16 protein-coding genes are annotated in these 17,117 nt (G+C 67.1%); 5 read left to right on the plus strand and 11 right to left on the minus strand.

Annotation, left to right across the window (positions count from 1 at the left end; all coding sequences use genetic code 11):
* Positions 1-42: 42 nt before the first annotated feature.
* Both aroC and BRAS3809_RS00655 read left to right on the plus strand, forming a co-directional pair.
* Positions 43-1,128 (plus strand): chorismate synthase, encoded by a 1,086-nt coding sequence (gene aroC / locus BRAS3809_RS00650; RefSeq protein WP_008960168.1) that lies wholly within the window; start codon positions 43-45, stop codon positions 1,126-1,128.
* Between the two features lie 53 nt (positions 1,129-1,181).
* Positions 1,182-2,372 carry an adenylate/guanylate cyclase domain-containing protein gene (locus BRAS3809_RS00655; RefSeq protein ID WP_008960169.1) on the plus strand — a complete coding sequence of 397 codons (1,191 nt, stop codon included), beginning with the start codon at positions 1,182-1,184 and terminating at the stop codon, positions 2,370-2,372.
* Positions 2,373-2,378: 6 nt separating this feature from the next.
* Here BRAS3809_RS00655 and clpS read toward each other — a convergent pair whose 3' ends face one another.
* A complete protein-coding gene (clpS, locus tag BRAS3809_RS00660) occupies positions 2,379-2,684 on the minus strand; it encodes an ATP-dependent Clp protease adapter ClpS (protein ID WP_035654766.1) in 306 nt (101 codons plus the stop codon).
* A gap of 222 nt (positions 2,685-2,906) precedes the next feature.
* On the opposite strand from clpS, the gene BRAS3809_RS00665 reads away from it, so the two are divergent.
* Positions 2,907-3,761, plus strand: a complete 855-nt coding sequence (locus BRAS3809_RS00665; RefSeq protein ID WP_035654768.1) for a DUF1194 domain-containing protein — start codon at positions 2,907-2,909, stop codon at positions 3,759-3,761.
* A 300-nt stretch (positions 3,762-4,061) separates the two neighbouring features.
* Positions 4,062-4,634 (plus strand): septal ring lytic transglycosylase RlpA family protein, encoded by a 573-nt coding sequence (locus BRAS3809_RS00670; RefSeq protein WP_008960172.1) that lies wholly within the window; start codon positions 4,062-4,064, stop codon positions 4,632-4,634.
* 105 nt (positions 4,635-4,739) lie between these two features.
* Here BRAS3809_RS00670 and BRAS3809_RS00675 read toward each other — a convergent pair whose 3' ends face one another.
* The 7 genes from BRAS3809_RS00675 to BRAS3809_RS00705 all read right to left on the minus strand — a co-directional run bounded on the left by BRAS3809_RS00675 (position 4,740) and on the right by BRAS3809_RS00705 (position 13,768).
* On the minus strand, positions 4,740-5,975 hold the full coding sequence (locus tag BRAS3809_RS00675; protein ID WP_008960173.1) for a class I SAM-dependent RNA methyltransferase: 1,236 nt from the start codon (positions 5,973-5,975) through the stop codon (positions 4,740-4,742).
* Complete coding sequence (locus BRAS3809_RS00680; RefSeq protein WP_035654770.1) at positions 5,968-6,705, minus strand: TlyA family RNA methyltransferase; 738 nt, start codon at positions 6,703-6,705, stop codon at positions 5,968-5,970. Before BRAS3809_RS00680 ends, BRAS3809_RS00675 begins: the two co-directional genes overlap by 8 nt.
* A 376-nt stretch (positions 6,706-7,081) precedes the next feature.
* Positions 7,082-7,639, minus strand: coding sequence for a nucleoside 2-deoxyribosyltransferase (locus BRAS3809_RS00685; protein WP_008960175.1), 558 nt, complete (start codon positions 7,637-7,639; stop codon positions 7,082-7,084).
* A gap of 30 nt (positions 7,640-7,669) precedes the next feature.
* Positions 7,670-9,595, minus strand: coding sequence for a 1-deoxy-D-xylulose-5-phosphate synthase (gene dxs / locus BRAS3809_RS00690; protein ID WP_008960176.1), 1,926 nt, complete (start codon positions 9,593-9,595; stop codon positions 7,670-7,672).
* A 1,100-nt stretch (positions 9,596-10,695) separates the two neighbouring features.
* Positions 10,696-10,947, minus strand: coding sequence for an exodeoxyribonuclease VII small subunit (locus tag BRAS3809_RS00695; protein ID WP_006611439.1), 252 nt, complete (start codon positions 10,945-10,947; stop codon positions 10,696-10,698).
* A gap of 99 nt (positions 10,948-11,046) precedes the next feature.
* The gene (locus tag BRAS3809_RS00700) at positions 11,047-11,976 is read right to left on the minus strand and encodes a histone deacetylase family protein (protein WP_008960177.1); all 930 of its coding nucleotides are present in this window, start codon (positions 11,974-11,976) and stop codon (positions 11,047-11,049) included.
* 115 nt (positions 11,977-12,091) lie between these two features.
* Entirely contained in the window at positions 12,092-13,768 is a 1,677-nt protein-coding gene (locus BRAS3809_RS00705) for a bifunctional metallophosphatase/5'-nucleotidase (protein WP_008960178.1), read from the minus strand.
* 125 nt (positions 13,769-13,893) lie between these two features.
* On the opposite strand from BRAS3809_RS00705, the gene bla reads away from it, so the two are divergent.
* The gene (gene bla, locus BRAS3809_RS00710) at positions 13,894-14,781 is read left to right on the plus strand and encodes a subclass B3 metallo-beta-lactamase (RefSeq protein WP_035654772.1); all 888 of its coding nucleotides are present in this window, start codon (positions 13,894-13,896) and stop codon (positions 14,779-14,781) included.
* Positions 14,782-14,784: 3 nt separating this feature from the next.
* Here bla and solA read toward each other — a convergent pair whose 3' ends face one another.
* The 3 genes from solA to BRAS3809_RS00720 are packed head-to-tail and all read right to left on the minus strand — an operon-like array spanning position 14,785 to position 16,756.
* Positions 14,785-15,639, minus strand: coding sequence for an N-methyl-L-tryptophan oxidase (gene solA / locus BRAS3809_RS00715; RefSeq protein WP_349509822.1), 855 nt, complete (start codon positions 15,637-15,639; stop codon positions 14,785-14,787).
* On the minus strand, positions 15,542-15,970 hold the full coding sequence (locus tag BRAS3809_RS37680) for an FAD-dependent oxidoreductase (RefSeq protein WP_008960181.1): 429 nt from the start codon (positions 15,968-15,970) through the stop codon (positions 15,542-15,544). Before BRAS3809_RS37680 ends, solA begins: the two co-directional genes overlap by 98 nt.
* Before the next feature lie 21 nt (positions 15,971-15,991).
* Entirely contained in the window at positions 15,992-16,756 is a 765-nt protein-coding gene (locus tag BRAS3809_RS00720; RefSeq protein WP_008960182.1) for an enoyl-CoA hydratase-related protein, read from the minus strand.
* Between the last annotated feature and the right edge of the window lie 361 nt (positions 16,757-17,117).

Consider the following 17,117-nt stretch of genomic DNA (forward strand, 5'->3'; position numbering starts at 1 on the left):
CAACCAACATCGGCGTTCACAGTCCAGCCCGGCCCGCAGCTCATGTCCTTCAACACCTTTGGCCACATGTTCCGTGTCACCACCTTCGGCGAGAGCCATGGCGTGGCCATCGGCTGCGTGGTCGATGGTTGCCCGCCGCGGATTCCGCTCGAGGCGGCGGAGATCCAGACCGATCTCGACCGCCGCCGGCCCGGCCAGTCGCGCTTCACCACCCAGCGCCAGGAGCCGGACGAGGTGAAGATCCTCTCGGGCGTGATGGCCGACCCCGACAGCGGCGCGCAGGTCACCACTGGCACGCCGATCGCGCTCCTGATCGAGAACACCGACCAGCGCTCGAAGGACTATTCCGAGATCAAGGACAAGTTCCGCCCGGGCCATGCCGACTTCACCTACGAGGCGAAATACGGCCTGCGCGACTATCGCGGTGGCGGCCGCTCCTCGGCGCGCGAGACCGCCACGCGGGTTGCCGCCGGCGCCGTCGCGCGCAAGATCATCGCCGGGGTGAAGGTGCGCGGCGCGCTGGTGCAGATGGGCCCGCACAAGATCGACCGCGACAAGTGGGACTGGGACGAGATCGCGCGCAACCCGTTCTTCTGCCCCGACAAGGACAAGGCGGCGTTCTTCGCGGACTATCTGGATGGTATCCGCAAATCCGGCTCCTCGATCGGCGCGGTGCTGGAGATCACGGCCGAGGGCGTGCCGGCCGGCCTCGGCGCGCCGCTCTACGGCAAGCTCGATGCCGATCTCGCCGCCGCGATGATGAGCATCAACGCGGTGAAGGGTGTCGAGATCGGCGCCGGCTTCGCAGCGGCCGAACTGACGGGCGAGGAGAATGCCGACGAGATGCGCTCGGCCAATGACGGCACGCGCTTCCTCTCCAACAATGCCGGCGGTATCCTCGGCGGTATCGCCACCGGACAGCCGATCGTGGTGCGCTTCGCCGTCAAGCCGACCTCGTCGATCCTGACCCCGCGGCAGACGGTGGATCGCGCCGGCCATGAGACGGAGATCCTGACCAAGGGCCGCCACGACCCCTGCGTCGGCATCCGCGCCGTGCCGGTGGGCGAGGCGATGATGGCCTGCGTGCTGGCCGATCATCTGCTGCGCCATCGCGGCCAGGTGGGATAGCGGCCGCATCGACCCGCCTTTACCGCTTCCGCGGCGCGGCCTAGAGTCGGCTCATGGACACCGCTCGTCTACAGGCCCTCATCGACTGGATGGTGGACGGCGCGCGCTCTGCCGCAACGCCGTCCCGGATGATGGCCGAAGCCTGCGAGCGCCTGATGCAGGCCGGTGTTCCGCTCTGGCGCGTTGGCGTTTTCCTGCAGACGTTACATCCCGAGGTCTTCGGGCGCGGTTTCCTCTGGCGGCCCGGCGCCGAGGTCGTGATCAACACGGTCGATTTCGGCTTTCGTCAAACGCCGGAATTCAGGCAGAGTCCGATATCGATCGTGTTCGAGGAGGGACGTGAGTTCCGTGCCGATCCGCGGGCTGCGGCGTCAGATGCCTATCCGATCCTGGTTGATCTGCGCGAAGAGGGCGCCACGGACTATCTGGCGCTGCCGATCGCTTTTCTGGATGGTGAAGTCCATGCCTCGAGCTGGACCACCAAGCAGCCGGGCGGTTTCACGCCGGCGGAGGCCGACGCGATCCGGTCGCTGATCCCGGCGCTGTCGCGCTACATCGAGATCGTGGGGCTGCAGCGCGTCGCGTCGATGCTGCTCGATACCTATGTCGGAAATAGCGCCGGCGAGCGCATCCTGGCCGGGCAGATCCGCCGTGGGCACACCGAGACGATGCATGCCGCGATCTGGCTGTCCGATCTGCGCGGCTTCACGGCGCTGTCGGATCGCCTGCCTCCGGAAATGGTCGTCGACATCCTGAACCAATACTTCGATTGCCAGGTCGCCGAGATCCGGGAGCATGGCGGCGAGGTCCTGAAGTTCATGGGCGATGGCCTGCTGGCGGTGTTTCCGATTGCCGCCGAGGGCGGTGATCCCGCCGAAGTCTGCGCGCGCGTGCTCGACGCTGCGCGGGCCGCCCGTGCCAAGGTCGCGGCGCTCGAATATCGGAGCGGCGAGACGGTCGAGCGCTTCCGCTTCGGCCTCGCGCTGCATGTCGGGCCGCTGCTCTACGGCAATATCGGCGGCGGCAACCGGCTCGACTTCACCTGCATCGGTCCCGCCGTCAACCTCGCCGCGCGGCTGGAGAAGATCGCCGCAAAGCTGAAGCGCACGGTCGTCGCGTCCGAAGCGTTCGCGCACGCCTGCCGGAAGTCCGACACCGATCTTTGGACCGATCTCGGCGCATTTCCGATCGCGGGCTTCGCCGCTGAGCAGCGCGTGTTCGGATTGTGCGAAGAAAGCGATTAGTCCGCCTCAGGTCTCCGGCTCCGTGGTGAACAGCAGCGGGTAGCCCTTGGCGCGGCCGGCATCGGTGGCGCGCGTCGCCTTGGTCTCGGCGACATCCTTGGTGAACACGGCGACCACGCAGACGCCGAGCTTATGGGCGGTGATCATCACCTTGTAGGCCTGGTCCTCGGTCATGCGGAATTCCGCCTTCAGGATCATCACGACGAAATCGCGCGGCGTGAAGTCGTCATTGACGAGGATGACCTTGTAGAGCCGCGGGCGCTCGGTCTTGGTGCGGACCTTCGTCTTCGGCTTGGTAACGGCGTCGTTCATGGAGGGCGCGCCCGTGTGTTCCTGATGCGGCGGAGGCGCCACAATACAGCCTTCGGTCCCTCCGGGAAACCACGGGCTGCACGGCGCTGATCGAACGGAATCCACGCCAGGGCCCTGGCCGGACGCGCGGGACTAACCGGAATGTGAATGGATGCGCGCGTTCCCGCTTTGCTGTCTGCAGATTGCATGTCACCATCATCAGACGCGATTGGAGGGCAGCTGATGCGCTGGTGGATCTCGATCGGGGTGGCGTGCATGGCGGGCGCCTTGGCCGGTGGCGATGTCGCCAGCGTGGTGGCCGCGCCCAGGGCTCAGCCGGCGCAGCAGCTGAGCGAAAAAGAGGCATCTGTCGACGTCGAACTGATCCTGGCGGTCGACGTGTCCTACTCGATGGATCTCGACGAGCTCGCGATCCAGCGCGAAGGCTACGCCCAGGCGCTCAGCTCGCGCGAGTTTCTGCAGGCGCTGAAGAACGGCGTTCACGGCCGCATCGCCGTGACCTATTTCGAATGGGCGGCCGCGAGCGATCAGAAGATCATCATTCCCTGGCGCCTCATCGACGGTCCGGAAAGCGCCGATGCCGTCGCCAGCGAGATCATGAAGACGCCGATCCGCCGCGCCTCGCGCACCTCGATCTCCGGCGCGATCTACTTCGCGATGCCGCTGTTCGACGAGAACCCGTATCGCGGGCTGCGCCGCGTCATCGACATCTCCGGCGACGGTCCCAACAACAATGGTCCGTCGCCGGTGACGATGGCGCGCGACGAGGCCGTCAGCAAGGGGATCACGATCAACGGCCTGCCGATCATGGTCAAGGAGCCGTCCTATTCGACCATGGATATCGAGAACCTCGACCTCTACTACAAGGATTGCGTGACCGGCGGCCGCGGCTCGTTCGTGGTCACGATCAAGAGCCGCGAGGAGTTCAAGGAGGCCATTCGCACCAAGCTCCTGATGGAGGTCGCCGGACGCCAGCCGCCGCCGCGCATCGTGCCGGTCGCCGACGACGGCAACAAGGAGCCGCGGGTGTCGTGCCTGATCGGCGAGAAGATCTGGCAGGACCGCTGGGGGCGCTGAGCCCGCGAGGTCTCGAGCCGCCCGCGCATCGCGCGGGTCCGCTTTGGCGAAGCTGCTCGGCGCCAAGCCGAAAGAGGCTGGTGCCCACAGCCCACCCTGCGCCCATCAACGGGACGCAAGCGCCGGTATGCTGGTCTTGTGTGGATAACCACGCGTGACCATCGATCATCGGCATCTGTGGCCTCATGGCCACACATCTCCGGAAAACCAGGAGTTGCAGGTCTCTAGAATTCTCTTTGCCACCGTGCCGCCGCGATTGGGCCGCGACCATGAAGCGGTTGAGGCGGAGGCGCACAGAACATGCGTATCATCGACCGGACAGAACGTCCTGGACTGCGCAGAGCTCTGATCGTGTCGGAGCAGGGGAAAGGCTCGGGACTTGCCGGGCAGCTCATGAGGCTCGCGCTGGTCGGCACGGCGGCCGCTTCGCTCGCCGCCTGCGCACAATCATCGGCGGTCCGGCAGGCGCGGCTCACGGCTCCCGCCCGGCAGGCCGCCGTCGACATCCAACCTCAGCCGCAGCGCACTGAGCCCTCGCCGGACTCGGTGGTGCGCGTCCGCCATGCCGAGCTCAGCACGCCTCCGGCGCATGCGGCGTCGTCGGGCCTCGCCAGCTATTATTCCGAAGGCCACAGGACGGCCAGCGGCGAGCGCTTCGATCCGTCCGAGCTCACGGCCGCGCATCGCAGCCTGCCGTTCGGCACCCGCCTGCAGGTCACCAACGTCAAGACCGGCCGCTCCGTGGTGGTCCGCGTCAACGACCGCGGCCCGTTCGTGCAGGGCCGCGTGGTCGACGTGTCCTACTCCGCCGCCCAGGCGCTCGGCATGGTCAACACCGGCGTCGCCCCGGTGAAGGTCAGCGTGGTGCGGTAGCGCATCTGGCCTCCGCGTCATTGCGAGCGCAGCGAAGCAATCCAGAGTCCTTGCTGAGCCCTGGATTGCTTCGCTGCGCTCGCAATGACGCGGAAACTCTATTGCCTACCGTACCAACCTCGCCACCAGCTCGACATGCGGCGTGTGGCGGAACTGGTCGACGGGCACCACGGTCTCGAGCGTGTAGCCGCCGTCGATCAGCATGCGGACGTCGCGGGCGAAGGTCGTGACGTTGCACGACACCGCGACGATCACCGGCACCTTGCTCGCCGCGAGCTGCTTCGCCTGCGCCTGCGCGCCCTGGCGCGGCGGGTCGAACACGACGGCGTCGATGTCGCGCAGCTCCGGCGGCATCAGGGGGCGGCGGAACAGGTCGCGGGCCTCGGCCTTGATCGGCTTCAGGCCGGGCGTGCCCGCGGCCTTCTGCAGCGCTGCGATCGAGCCGGCATCATTGTCCATCGCGATGACCCGCGCCCGCGCGGCGAGCCGCAGCGCGAACGGGCCGACGCCGCAGAACAGATCCGCGACATGCTTCGCCTTGCCGACGCGCTCCGTCACCAGCTGCGCCAGCGTCTCCTCGCCCTGCACGGTGGCCTGCAGGAACGAGCCGGGCGGCAGCGTCACCTGCGCGGTGCCCATCGTCACCACAGGCGCATTGCGCATCAGCACCAGCTCGCCGTGACGCGTCAGCCGCGCCAGCCGGTGCTTCTCCGCGACCTGCGACAGCGCCGCGATGCGCGGCGGCGGCAGCGGCCCGGAGCCGCGGATGTCGACGTCGAGGCCGTTGCCGGTCGCGGTGGCCTGGACGTCCAGCGGCTTGCCGGTCGGCTTCAGCGCCTCCGCCAGCGCCCATGCCGCCTCGAGCGCGCCGTCCAGCCCGGGATCGAGGATCGGGCAGCGGTCGATCGGCACGATCTCGTGGCTGTTGGCGGCCGAGAAGCCGACCCTGAGAATGTCGTGCGTGCCCATCCGCGCGTGAAAGGTGGCGCGGCGGCGGCCGGCGCCATGCGCATCGATCAGCGGCGCCACCTCGCAATCGACCTTGGCGGCGCGCAGGGTCTCGACGACGATATTGCGCTTCCATTGCTGATAGGGCGCGGGCGCCCAATGCTGGATCGCGCAGCCGCCGCAGACGCCGAAATGCGGACAGAACGGCGCAATGCGCTCCTCGCTCTGCGTCTCCACGGCCAGCAGCTTGCGGCGGTCGGGGTGGCCGGGGATGGCGGCGGCCTCGACGGTCTCGCCGGCAAGCGTATAGGGCACGTACAGCGCCTCGCCCGACGACAGCGATACGCCGTCGCCGCGATGGCCGACATGGTCGATGACGAGTCGCTCAACCATGGCGGCGCGCTCCCAGGAAGAACTCGGAATTGCCGTCGCCGCCCTTGATCGATGACGGGAAGATCTCGATGTCGCTGCAGCCGAGCGAGGCGGCGAACGCGGCGATGTCGTCGCACACGGCCTGGTGGACGCTCGCATCCTTGATGATGCCGCCCTTGCCGTGCGCGCCCTTGGCTTCGAATTGCGGCTTGATCAGCGCGAGCAGGCTCATTGGCGACGCGGCGAGGTTCAGCGCCACCGGCAGCACGGCTTTCAACGAGATGAAGCTGCAGTCGATCACGACGATGTCGGGTCGCTGCGGCAGGCGCTTGCCGTCGTAGCTGCGGATGTCGGTCTGCTCCATCGAGACGATCTTCGGGTGATCGCGCAGCGAGGGATGCAGTTGGTCGCGGCCGACATCGACCGCGAACACGACCGCCGCGCCGTTGGCCAGCAGCACCTCGGTGAAGCCGCCGGTGGAGGCGCCGACGTCGAGGCAGACATGGTCCTCGACCTCGACCCCGTAATGCTCCAGCGCCGCCGCCAGCTTGACGCCGCCGCGCGACACCCAGGGGTGCGCCGGCTCGGCCTGCAGCGCGGCGTCGGCGGGGATGCTCTCGGAGGCCTTGCCGACCTGCTTGTCATTGGCAAACACCAGCCCCGCCTCGATCGCCGCCTGCGCCCGCGCCCGGCTCTCGAACAGGCCGCGTTCGACCAGGAGGATGTCAGCGCGCTTGCGGGGAGGGGACATGGGCGTGGCGATCAGTGGTGATGAGGTGGTGAGGTGGCACATCAAATTCAGTGTCGTCCCGGGCAAGCATCAGCGCGCAACGCGCGATGATGCGCCGACCCGGGACCCATAACCACAGGCGGTCGTTTGTTGGAAGCTGGTCACTCCGCGCCTGCCCAACACGACGTCCTGTGGTTATGGGTCCCGGCTTTCGCCGGGACGACGGCTGAGACCGTACCGAGATTGTGCCTCACAGCGAGGACCGTAGGGTGGGCAAAGGCGCGTGCACGCTATCTCGGCACGCTCGTATCGCAATCGACGCGCCGTGCCCACCGTCTCTATCTCGACCGCGGAGACACGGTGGGCCCGCGTCGCCTGCGGCGCCGCTTTGCCCACCCTACGATTTCGCGCCCAGCCGCGCGGCTGCGAGCCTCACGCATTCCTCGAACCCTGTGAGATCATGCCAGACGTCCGCCGGGCGCTCGCGCGGCAGCACCAGCGGGGCGCCGTGCACATCGAGCGCATGGATCATCATCAGATTGTCGGGCAGGCCGAAATCCTCGACCGTCAGGCCTTCGGCATCGACCAGCCGGCCGTGCTGCCCGCTCACCGCCGTGAAGCGGCGGGCGCGGTCCGCATAGGCGGCGGGATCGTTGCAATAGCCGAGGCACAGCTTGCCCGATCCGGCCATGTAGCCGAGCTCATAGACCGTGCCGGCATCGGCGCCAGGGCCGCGGAACGGCGTGAGATTGGCGATGATGGCATCCGCGTCCTGCATCATCGCCTCGTTGCCGTGGAAGATCTGGCGCGAGGCGTCGGCGGCGGCGAGGTCGACGCTGTTGTCGAGCGGGTAGAGGCCGATCAGGCCGTGGCGGTCGCAGATCGCGACCTTCCGCCGGCCGATCTCAACGGCGTCCGGCAGGAACACGTCGGGACCTGCCAGGTAGATTTTCATGACTTACCGATGCCGGCCGCCACGCTCGCCTCAGGCGAGCTTGACGACTTCGGCCGTGTAGTCCTTGCCGAGCACCTCGAACACCTTGCGGACGATGCCCTTGGCGTCGAGGCCGGCGCGGGCATACATCGCGGTCGGCGTGTCGTGGTCCTGGAACTCGTCGGGCAGCACCATCGAGCGCATCTTCAGGCCGCCGTCGAGCATGCCCTGGTCGGCCAGGAACTGCATGACATGCGAGCCGAAGCCGCCGATCGAGCCTTCCTCGATGGTGATCAGGATCTCATGGTCGCGCGCCAACTTGAGCACCAGCTCCTCATCGAGCGGCTTCATGAAGCGGGCATCGGCGATCGAGGCGGAGAGACCATGCGCGGCGAGCTCGTCGGCCGCCTTCTCGCACTCGGCGAGGCGGGTGCCGAAGGAGAGCAGGGCGATCTGCTTGCCCTGGCGGATCATGCGGCCCTTGCCGATCGGCAGCGGGACGCCGACCTCGGGCATCTCGACGCCGCGGCCCTCGCCGCGCGGATAGCGCACCGAGCTCGGGCGGTCGTTGATCGCGACCTGGGTGGCCACCATGTGCACCAGCTCGGCCTCGTCGGCGGCCGCCATGATCACCATGTTCGGCAGGCAGCCGAGATAGGCATTGTCGAACGAGCCGGCATGGGTGGCGCCGTCGGCGCCGACCAGGCCGGCGCGGTCGATCGCGAAGCGCACCGGCAGCGACTGGATGCAGACGTCGTGGACGATCTGGTCATAGCCGCGCTGCAGGAACGTCGAGTAGATCGCGCAGAACGCCTTGTAGCCCTCGGCGGCGAGGCCGGCGGCGAAGGTCACCGCATGCTGCTCGGCGATGCCGACGTCGAAGGTGCGCTTCGGAAAGGCCTTGGCGAAGATGTCGATGCCGGTGCCCGAGGGCATCGCGGCGGTGATGCCGACGATCTTGTCGTCCTTCTCGGCTTCCTTGACCAGGCTCTGGCCGAATACGTTCTGATAGGCCGGCGCATTCGGCTTGGCCTTGGCCTGGGTGCCGGTGGCGATGTCGAACTTGGCGACCGCGTGATACTTGTCGGCCGCGGCTTCCGCCGGCGAGTAGCCCTTGCCCTTCTGGGTCACGACGTGGACCAGGATCGGGCCAGTCTCCATGTCGCGGACGTTCTTCAGGACGGGCAGCAGGTGGTCGAGGTTATGGCCGTCGATCGGGCCGACATAATAGAAGCCGAGCTCCTCGAACAGCGTCCCGCCGTCCATCATGAAGCCGCGGGAATATTCCTCGACGCGGCTGGCGCGGTTGGCGATCACCTTCGGCAGATGCTGGCCGAGCTGCTTGGCGGCGTCGCGCAGGGTGCGGTAGGTCTTGCCCGAGTAGAGGCGCGACAGATAGGCCGACATGGCGCCGACCGGCGGCGCGATCGACATGTCGTTGTCGTTGAGGATCACGATCAGGCGGGAGTTCATCGCGCCGGCGTTGTTCATGGCCTCATAGGCCATGCCGGCGGACATCGCGCCGTCGCCGATCACGGCGATCACGTTGTTCTTGCCGCCGGAGAGGTCGCGGGCGACGGCCATGCCGAGGCCGGCCGAGATCGAGGTCGAGGAATGCGCCGCGCCGAACGGATCGTAGTCGCTCTCGGTGCGCTTGGTGAAGCCGGAGAGGCCGCCGCCGGTGCGCAAGGTGCGGATGCGGTCGCGGCGCCCGGTCAGGATCTTGTGCGGATAGGCCTGGTGACCGACGTCCCAGATCAGGCGATCGCGCGGGGTGTCGAACACATAATGGATGGCGGTGGTCAGCTCGACCACGCCGAGACCGGCACCGAAGTGACCGCCGGTCACCGAGACCGCGTCGATCGTCTCCTGGCGCAATTCGTCGGCGACCTGCCGGACCTGCTCGACCTTCAGCCGGCGCAGATCTTCCGGAGTCTTGATGGTGTCGAGAAGCGGCGTCTTACTAAATGTGGTCACGGTGACATTCCAATTTTGCAGGTCGGGTTCAAGGGCCGACGTCTGAGAGGTTCATCGTAACGGGCGGCGAAACCTGGTGTCTCGAAGGTCACATCCGCGCGGATCGAAGCCGCAGACCAGAGCCTAACCGGCTTTGGGATCGATCTATGTGATGTAAGTCACTCTTGGTGGCCTTGCCGTCCTCGTTTGTCGCCCAAGATCGCCAAGTCGTTCAGCCGGGTCAGTTTTGCAAGCTATTGCAAGCGCTTAGTTCAATCCCCTGGCGGAGAATGAGCACTTCCAAAAAACCGCAGTTCCGAGCAGCTTTACACCAAAGCCCGTCTTAAAGCCAACCCGGCGCAAGATGGCAAGCCCGTAAAGGGTACCACCGCCGCGAAACTCAACCTCGGCGGCGGGCCGGAAGTTCCAGGGAGTTGCTTAAATCGACGGCATCTGCGCGACCGCAATAGCCCGGACACCGCAGCCCCGTCCAGGCATTTTCCTGCCGTGCAGGACCGCTTGCGGTCGTCATCGCGCGCGCCCCCGCACCACGAGCCATGCGTTGGTGTGAGAGGCGCATCGCGCATCCGATCATGACAACGTCATGGGCGTGCGGCTTTTCGCGGTGAGATGAGGCCGTGCGACAGTCGTCGCGGAAACGCGACGGCACGCTCGGTCGACGAATCCCCGGGCGTTGCGCAGCATTCCCGTTCGTTAGGTGGCGCAGTGCTTGACCTCCGGCGATGCCATCGATCAGGGATCACCCTGACGATTGTCGGGCGCTCGAGCAGGCCAGCGACATCAGCCGTTAACGCTGTTTCGAGAGACAGCGTTAACGGCAGATCCGGGACGGCGAAGCTGTCGCGCCATGATCGCGAGCCAGCAGTTCCGGCGCCGGCCCTGACGGCCGGAGCACCGATCGTCGGCGAAACGGCTGCTCCGTTTTTTGGCTTGCTTTGCCCGCTCGGCGGGCGGTCATTCCCGCACGGCCCTCGGCGCGAAAACATCGCCAGCTGTTGCCCGGAATCCCGGATTCCCAGGGCTGGAGGTCCCAAGCGGCCCGGGTTGAACGTGCCAGCTGCGACTGGCTCTCAGAATTCGGCCTGTTTCACGCGGGCTTGCTACTGAACGTCGAGCGGCGCCGTCCCGGTGGCCCGGCCGCTGGCGTCGGTGGTGATCTTCTCGACCCGGGCCTCGGCCTGGCGCAGCAGCTCTTCGCAGCGCCGCTTCAGCGCCTCGCCGCGCTCGTAGATCGTCACCGACTCCTCGAGCGGCACCTTGCCGTCCTCGAGCCGCTTCACGATCGACTCCAGCTCCTCGATCGCGCGCTCGAACGACAGCTTCTTGACGTCGGCTACGGTGTTGTCCGCCATACGGGTTCCCTGCAGATACTCAACTCCGGGGCCGTGCTTTTACACCCCGGTCGTGGCTCTGTCAGGCCCTGCCGGGGTTGATCGGCCGGAACCTGGGGATTACGCCCCGGTCAGCGCCGCGACGTGGGCCGAAACCGATTCCTTAAGCCCCTGAAGATCATACCCGCCTTCCAGCACGGACACGACGCGGCCGCCGGCGGTCTTGTCGGCGAGCTCCATCAGCTTGCGCGTGACCCAGCCGAAGTCCTCCGCCCGCAGGTTCAGCGATGCCAGGGGATCGCGATAATGCGCGTCGAAGCCGGCCGAGATGATCACCAGCTCCGGGCTGAACTTGGTCAGCTGCGGCAGGATCAGGTTCTCGAACGCCGAGCGGAACTCCAGGCTGCCATCCTCGGAGGCGAGCGGCGCGTTGACGATGGTGTCGTGCTCGCCGCGCTCGCCGCGGGCGCCGGTGCCCGGAAACAGCGGCATCTGATGGGTCGAGCAGTACATCACGCTCTTGTCGGCCCAGAAGATGTCCTGGGTGCCATTGCCGTGATGGACGTCGAAATCGATGATCGCGGCGCGCTCGATGCCGAAGGTGCGCTGGGCGTAGCGCGCGGCGATCGCGACATTGTCGAAGAAGCAAAAGCCCATCGGCTTGGCGATCTCGGCGTGATGCCCCGGCGGGCGCACGGCAACGAAGGCGTTCCTGTGCTTGCCGGACATCACGGAGTCGGTCGCGGCCACGGCGCCGCCGACGCCGCGCATCACCGCTTCCCAGGTGCCGGGGGACATCGAGGTGTCGCCGTCCAGATAGATGATGCCCGAGGTCGGAGCCATCTGGCGCAATTCGGTGACGTAATGCTCGTTGTGGCAGAGCAGGGCCAGCTCGATGTCGGCCTCGGGCGCCTCGTCGCGATCGAGCAGGGCGAAGCGCTCCTCGGTCAGGGCCTCCTCGACGGCACGCAGGCGGTCGGCACGCTCGGGATGTCCGGACGGCGTGGCGTGATCGAGGCAGGCTTCATGAGAGAGGTACAGCGTCGACATTCACAGGTCCTGCCACTCGCGCGTTGCGGGAGTGCCCAATCTATGCGCTGACCGCAGGCTCGGAAAGAGCCATGACGGAGGATATGACCGGGATTCCCGCCGGTTGGCTCCGGGTTCACGGGGCCTTGTTGACGATCCGGTCGCGCGGCGGCGGCGCCAGCGGGCTGTTGGCCTTGAGATAGCTGAACAGGGCCTCGTCGTCATAGGGGCCGACGATCGGCGCGCGGCCGCTCTTGAACGTCGTGAAGCCGTCGCCGCCGAGCGCCAGATAGTTGTTGAGCGTGACCCGATAGGACGCGGCTGGATCGATCGGTTTGCCGTTGAGCGTCATCGACGCAGAATCGATGCGGGCGCCGGCCGGCTGCTTTGCATCGAATGCATAGGCAAAACCGCGTGAGATCTGCAGGATTCGCGGACGCGCGGGGTCGAGCCATTGCTGCTCGAGGGCCGCCTTGATCTCCGCCCCCGTCAGCGCGACCGTCACCAGCTGGTTGCGAAACGGCTGGCTCGCGAACACGTCCCCATAGCTGACCGCGCCGTCGTCGCGGCGGGCGAGATCGGTGCGGATGCCGCCGGGATTGGTCATCGCGATGACGGCGCCGCCCTTGTCCGGCGCCGATGTCGCCGCGAGCTGGGCGTCGGCGATGACATCGCCGAGCACGCTTTCGCCGGCCGCATTCGGCAGCCGCGACAGCACCTGCGTGATGACGCCCGCGGGCCGGTTGGCGATCGGTGCGGCGAGCTTCTCATAGGCGTCGATCAGCGCGGTCTGCGTCGGATCCTTCGGCAGCGTGGCATCGACGACGATGTTGGTCGCGCTGGTGCTGATCACGTCGCGCGTCGTGCGGTCGAGCTTGACGTCGATCGCGGTGACCAGGGTGCCGAACTTGTCGGCCGAGGTCACCAGCCGCTTGTCGATGGTGCAGACATAGGCCTGGTGCGTATGGCCGGAAATGACGATGTCGACGGCGCTGTCGAGATCCTTGACGATGTCGACGATCGGCCCCGACAGGCCGGGGCATTCGTTCATGCCGCCGGACGGCCAGCCGCCCTCGTGGATCAGCACCACGATCGCCTGCACGCCCTTGGCCTTCAGTTCCGGGATCAGCGCGTTGATGCTCTCCGCTTCGTTGCGGAATTCCAGGCCGGCCGCGCTGGCCGGCGAGATAATGCCCGCGGTGCCCTTCAGGGTCAGTCCGATGAAGGCGACCGGGATGTCCTCGAAGGTGCGGATTTCGTACGGCGGAAACACCGTCTTGTCGGTGCCCTTGAGGAAGGTCGAGGCGGCGAGATAGTGGAATTTGGCGCCGGTGAACGGTTGCGGCCCGCGGCAGCCGTCGGTCGGATGGCAGCCGCCGTTCTGCATGCGCAGCAGCTCGTCCTTGCCCTCGTCGAACTCGTGATTGCCGACCGCCGAGAGCGCGAGCCCCATCTGCGACATCGATTCGATGGTCGGCTCGTCGTGGAACATCGCCGACAGGAACGGGCTCGCGCCGATCAGGTCGCCGGCCGCGACGAAGATCGTGTTCGGCTGGCCGTCGGTCAGCAGCTTGACGAGGCTCGCCATCTGCGCCGCGCCCCCGGCCGGCACCTGCGTGCTCTTGGTCGGATCGTTCGGATCGGCGACGCGAATGCCCGACGGCGGCGGCTTCAGATTGCCATGGAAATCGTTGATGGCGAGGATGCGCAACGAGACCGGCTCGTCCTCCGCATGGACGGGCAGGGCGGCCAGACCCGCGACGGCGAGAGCGGCGAACAGACAGGCGATGGCGACGCGGTGGAGACGATTCATGTTGCGGTCACGTTTGGCGGGCGCGCGGATGATGCAGGGCGGCGAAACGAAGTACGATTGCCTCGTCGCGGTCGCGATGACATAAGACAATTCATAACAACAATACCGGGAATCGTGAGGGCGTGATGAAAAGAATGATGTTGCTCGCTGCCACTTTGACGCTGGCGGCCGGTTCCGCTGCAGCGCAATCGCTGCCCGACTTCATGAAGCAGGTCATCGCGGCCTGGAACACCCCGACCGAGCCGTTCAAGGTAATCGACGACATCTATTATGTCGGCACCAACGGCCTCGCGTCCTACCTGATCACGACGCCGCAGGGCCATATCCTGATCGACACCGTGATGCCGGAATCGACCGCGCAGATCGAAAGCAGCATCGCCAAGCTGGGCTTCAAGGTCGCCGACATCAAATACATCATCAACACCCACGCCCATATCGACCACAGCGGGGGGCTCGCGCAGATCAAGCAGGAGACCGGCGCGCAGATGGTGGCCGGCGCCAAGGACGTGCCGCTGCTCGAAGGCGGCTTCTATCCGGGCCGCGAGGATCAGCGCTACCTGAACTTCCCGCCGGTCAAGGTCGACCGCGCCGTGCACGAGGGCGACACGGTGGCGCTCGGCGGCGTCACGCTGACGGCGCACGAGACTCCCGGCCATTCGCCGGGCTGCACCAGCTGGACCATGAACGTGAAGGACGGCGATGCGACCCGCAGCGTCATCTTCTTTTGCAGCGCCACGGTGGCGCTGAACCAGCTGGTGGGGCGGCCGACCTATCCGGGCATCGTCGACGACTACAAGAAGACCTATGCCTGGGCCAAGACCGTGCATCCGGACATCCTGCTCGCGCCGCATCCGGAGATGTACGACATGGCCGGCAAGCGGGCGAAGATCGCGGACGGCGCGCCCAACCCGTTCGTCAAGCCGGGCGAGTTCAACGCCTATCTCGACAAGCTCGAGGCGCAGTTCAACGACGGCCTGGCCAAGCAGACCGCGGCGCTGCCGTCCGGCAAATGATCGTCAAGGCGCGGCGGCCAGCCGGTCGAGCGTGAAGCCGGAGATATCGACGCGCGGCGTGCCGCCCAGCGCCATCGCCGCGAGCGCCTCGCCGACAGCCGGCGAATGCTTGAAGCCGTGGCCGGAGCAGGGCGAGGCGTAGATGACGTTCGCCTCGCCGGGATCGCGGTCGATCACGAAGCGGCCGCCCGGCGCATTGGTGTAGAGACAGACTTCGCTGCGCAGGCATCGTGGCCCGAGATCCGGCATGAACGGCCGGACGTAGGTCTCGTAGGTCGCCTCGATCTCGTCCGCCGTGACCTCGCGTACGACGTGATCCGGATCGGTCTCGCCGGTCAGCACCTCCTGGGCAATCTTGACGCCGTTGGCGGGCGAGCCGAGCCAGGGGAAGCCGTAGATGTCCGACGCCGCGTGGCCGCGCCCCGTCACGTCCCAGATGAAGACCGGCGTCTTCGGACCAAGGCGCTCCGGATGGCTGAGAACCTCGAACCAATACAGCACCTGCCGCGTGACGGTGACGCGCCGCCGCAGCGGCGCGATCAGCTCGGTGATCCACGGCCCGGTGGTGACGATCAGGGTCGTTGCGGAGGCCGTGGCGCCATCGTCCATGGTCACGGTGAGAGCGCCGCCGGCGCGGCGGAACGCCGTCACCCGCCGGCCGGTCTGCAGTTCGGCACCGCGCCGCGCGGCGACGGCGAGCTCGGTGCGCACGCAGTCTTCGACCATGAGATAGCCGCCCTCGCGGTCGAGAAAGGCGCGGTCACCGGCCGCGGTGGCGAAGGCCGGATGGTCCGCGCGCAGCCGTTCCGACGAGATCGTCTCGCCGTCGACGCCGTGCAGGCGTGCCGCCGTCTCGATGTTGGTGAAGAACTGCGCTGGAGACGCCGTGGACCTCGCCGCCGTCGCGGGCCGGAATGAACAGGCAGCCGCATTGCTCGAACAGATGCGCAGCGGTGTCGCGCTCCAGTTCGCGCCAGATCGCGTGCGAGCGCTGCGCCAGCGGCGTGTAGTCGACGCCTTCGCCGATCGCGGCGCGGGTGATGCGGGTCTCGCCATGGGTCGAGCCGAATGTGTGGGGCGGCTGGAAGCGGTCGATGCCGAGCACGCGCTTGCCGGCTTTGGCGAGATGCAGCAGCGCGGCGCTGCCGACGGCGCCGCAGCCGATCACGATGACATCAAACTGCGGCATGGGCGCCCGGCGACTTCCGCGTCACTTCTTCTTCTTGCGCGAAAGGAACGCCTTGAACGCCGTGATCGCCTCCTCGGAGGTCATGCGCTCGGCGAACAGATAGGCTTCCTGATCGATGCGCCGGGTCAGCTCGTCGGGCGCGGTGCGGATCAGCTTGCGCCCGATCGCGACCGCCTCGGCCGGCAGCCGGCAGATGTCGCGCGCGACCTTGTGCGCCTCGACCTCGGTATGGCCCGGCGCCACCACGGTGTTGACGAAGCCGGCGATGTGGGCGTCTGCCGCGGTCATGGTGCGTCCCATCACCAGCATCGCGAACGCCCGCTGATAGCCCATGGTCTGCGGCATCAACAGGCTCGAGGCGCCCTCCGGCACCAGGCCGAGATGGATGAAGGGCGTCGAGAACGTCGCGGTGGTCGAGGCCAGCACATAATCGCAGTGAAACAGCATCGTGGTGCCGATGCCGATCGCGACGCCGTCGACGGCGGCGATGATCGGCTTGACGTTGTGCGCCAGCGAATACAGGAACTTGGTCGCGGCCGAGGTGCGCGCGGCCTCGCTGCCGGCATGGCCGGCGTGCAGGAAATCCTCGAGATCATTGCCGGCCGTGAACACGCCGGAGCCGCCGGTGATGATGATGCATCGCACCAGCGGATTGTTCTGCGCGGTGTCGATCGCATCGCTCATGCCGAGATACATGGCCTGGGTGATCGCGTTCTTCTTCTCCGGGCGCCTGAGCTTGATCGTCCGCGTCTCGCCCTCGTCGGTGACGATCAGATGGTCGGTCATGGGCCCCTCATGCTCTTCTCCGGCGGCCGCGGTGCCGCCGGTCTTCAGCGAGTCGATGCGATCGCCTGAGCCTACATCATTCGCCGACCGCGCCAAAGGCTGAAGCGGCGAGGGCGCGGCGTGTGCGAGTGTGGTTGCGGCCGGTTGCGCGCAGTGGTTTACGATTGGTTTGCGACGGCATCGCGGCTGGATATGGCCGCACGGCGCGTCGTCGCCGCGAGGCCCGGGGGCTTTGTGATTTCGAAGGACGCCGCCGACGATGAGCTCCCGCCGCGCAACGTTGTCCTGAGGCTGCGCCAAGCGCGACAGCATCGTCTTCGACGTCGCGAGCCGCAGGAAGCTGCGTCGAGCTAGCGCGCGC

The organism is Bradyrhizobium sp. STM 3809 (assembly GCF_000239795.1).
Taxonomy (GTDB): domain Bacteria; phylum Pseudomonadota; class Alphaproteobacteria; order Rhizobiales; family Xanthobacteraceae; genus Bradyrhizobium.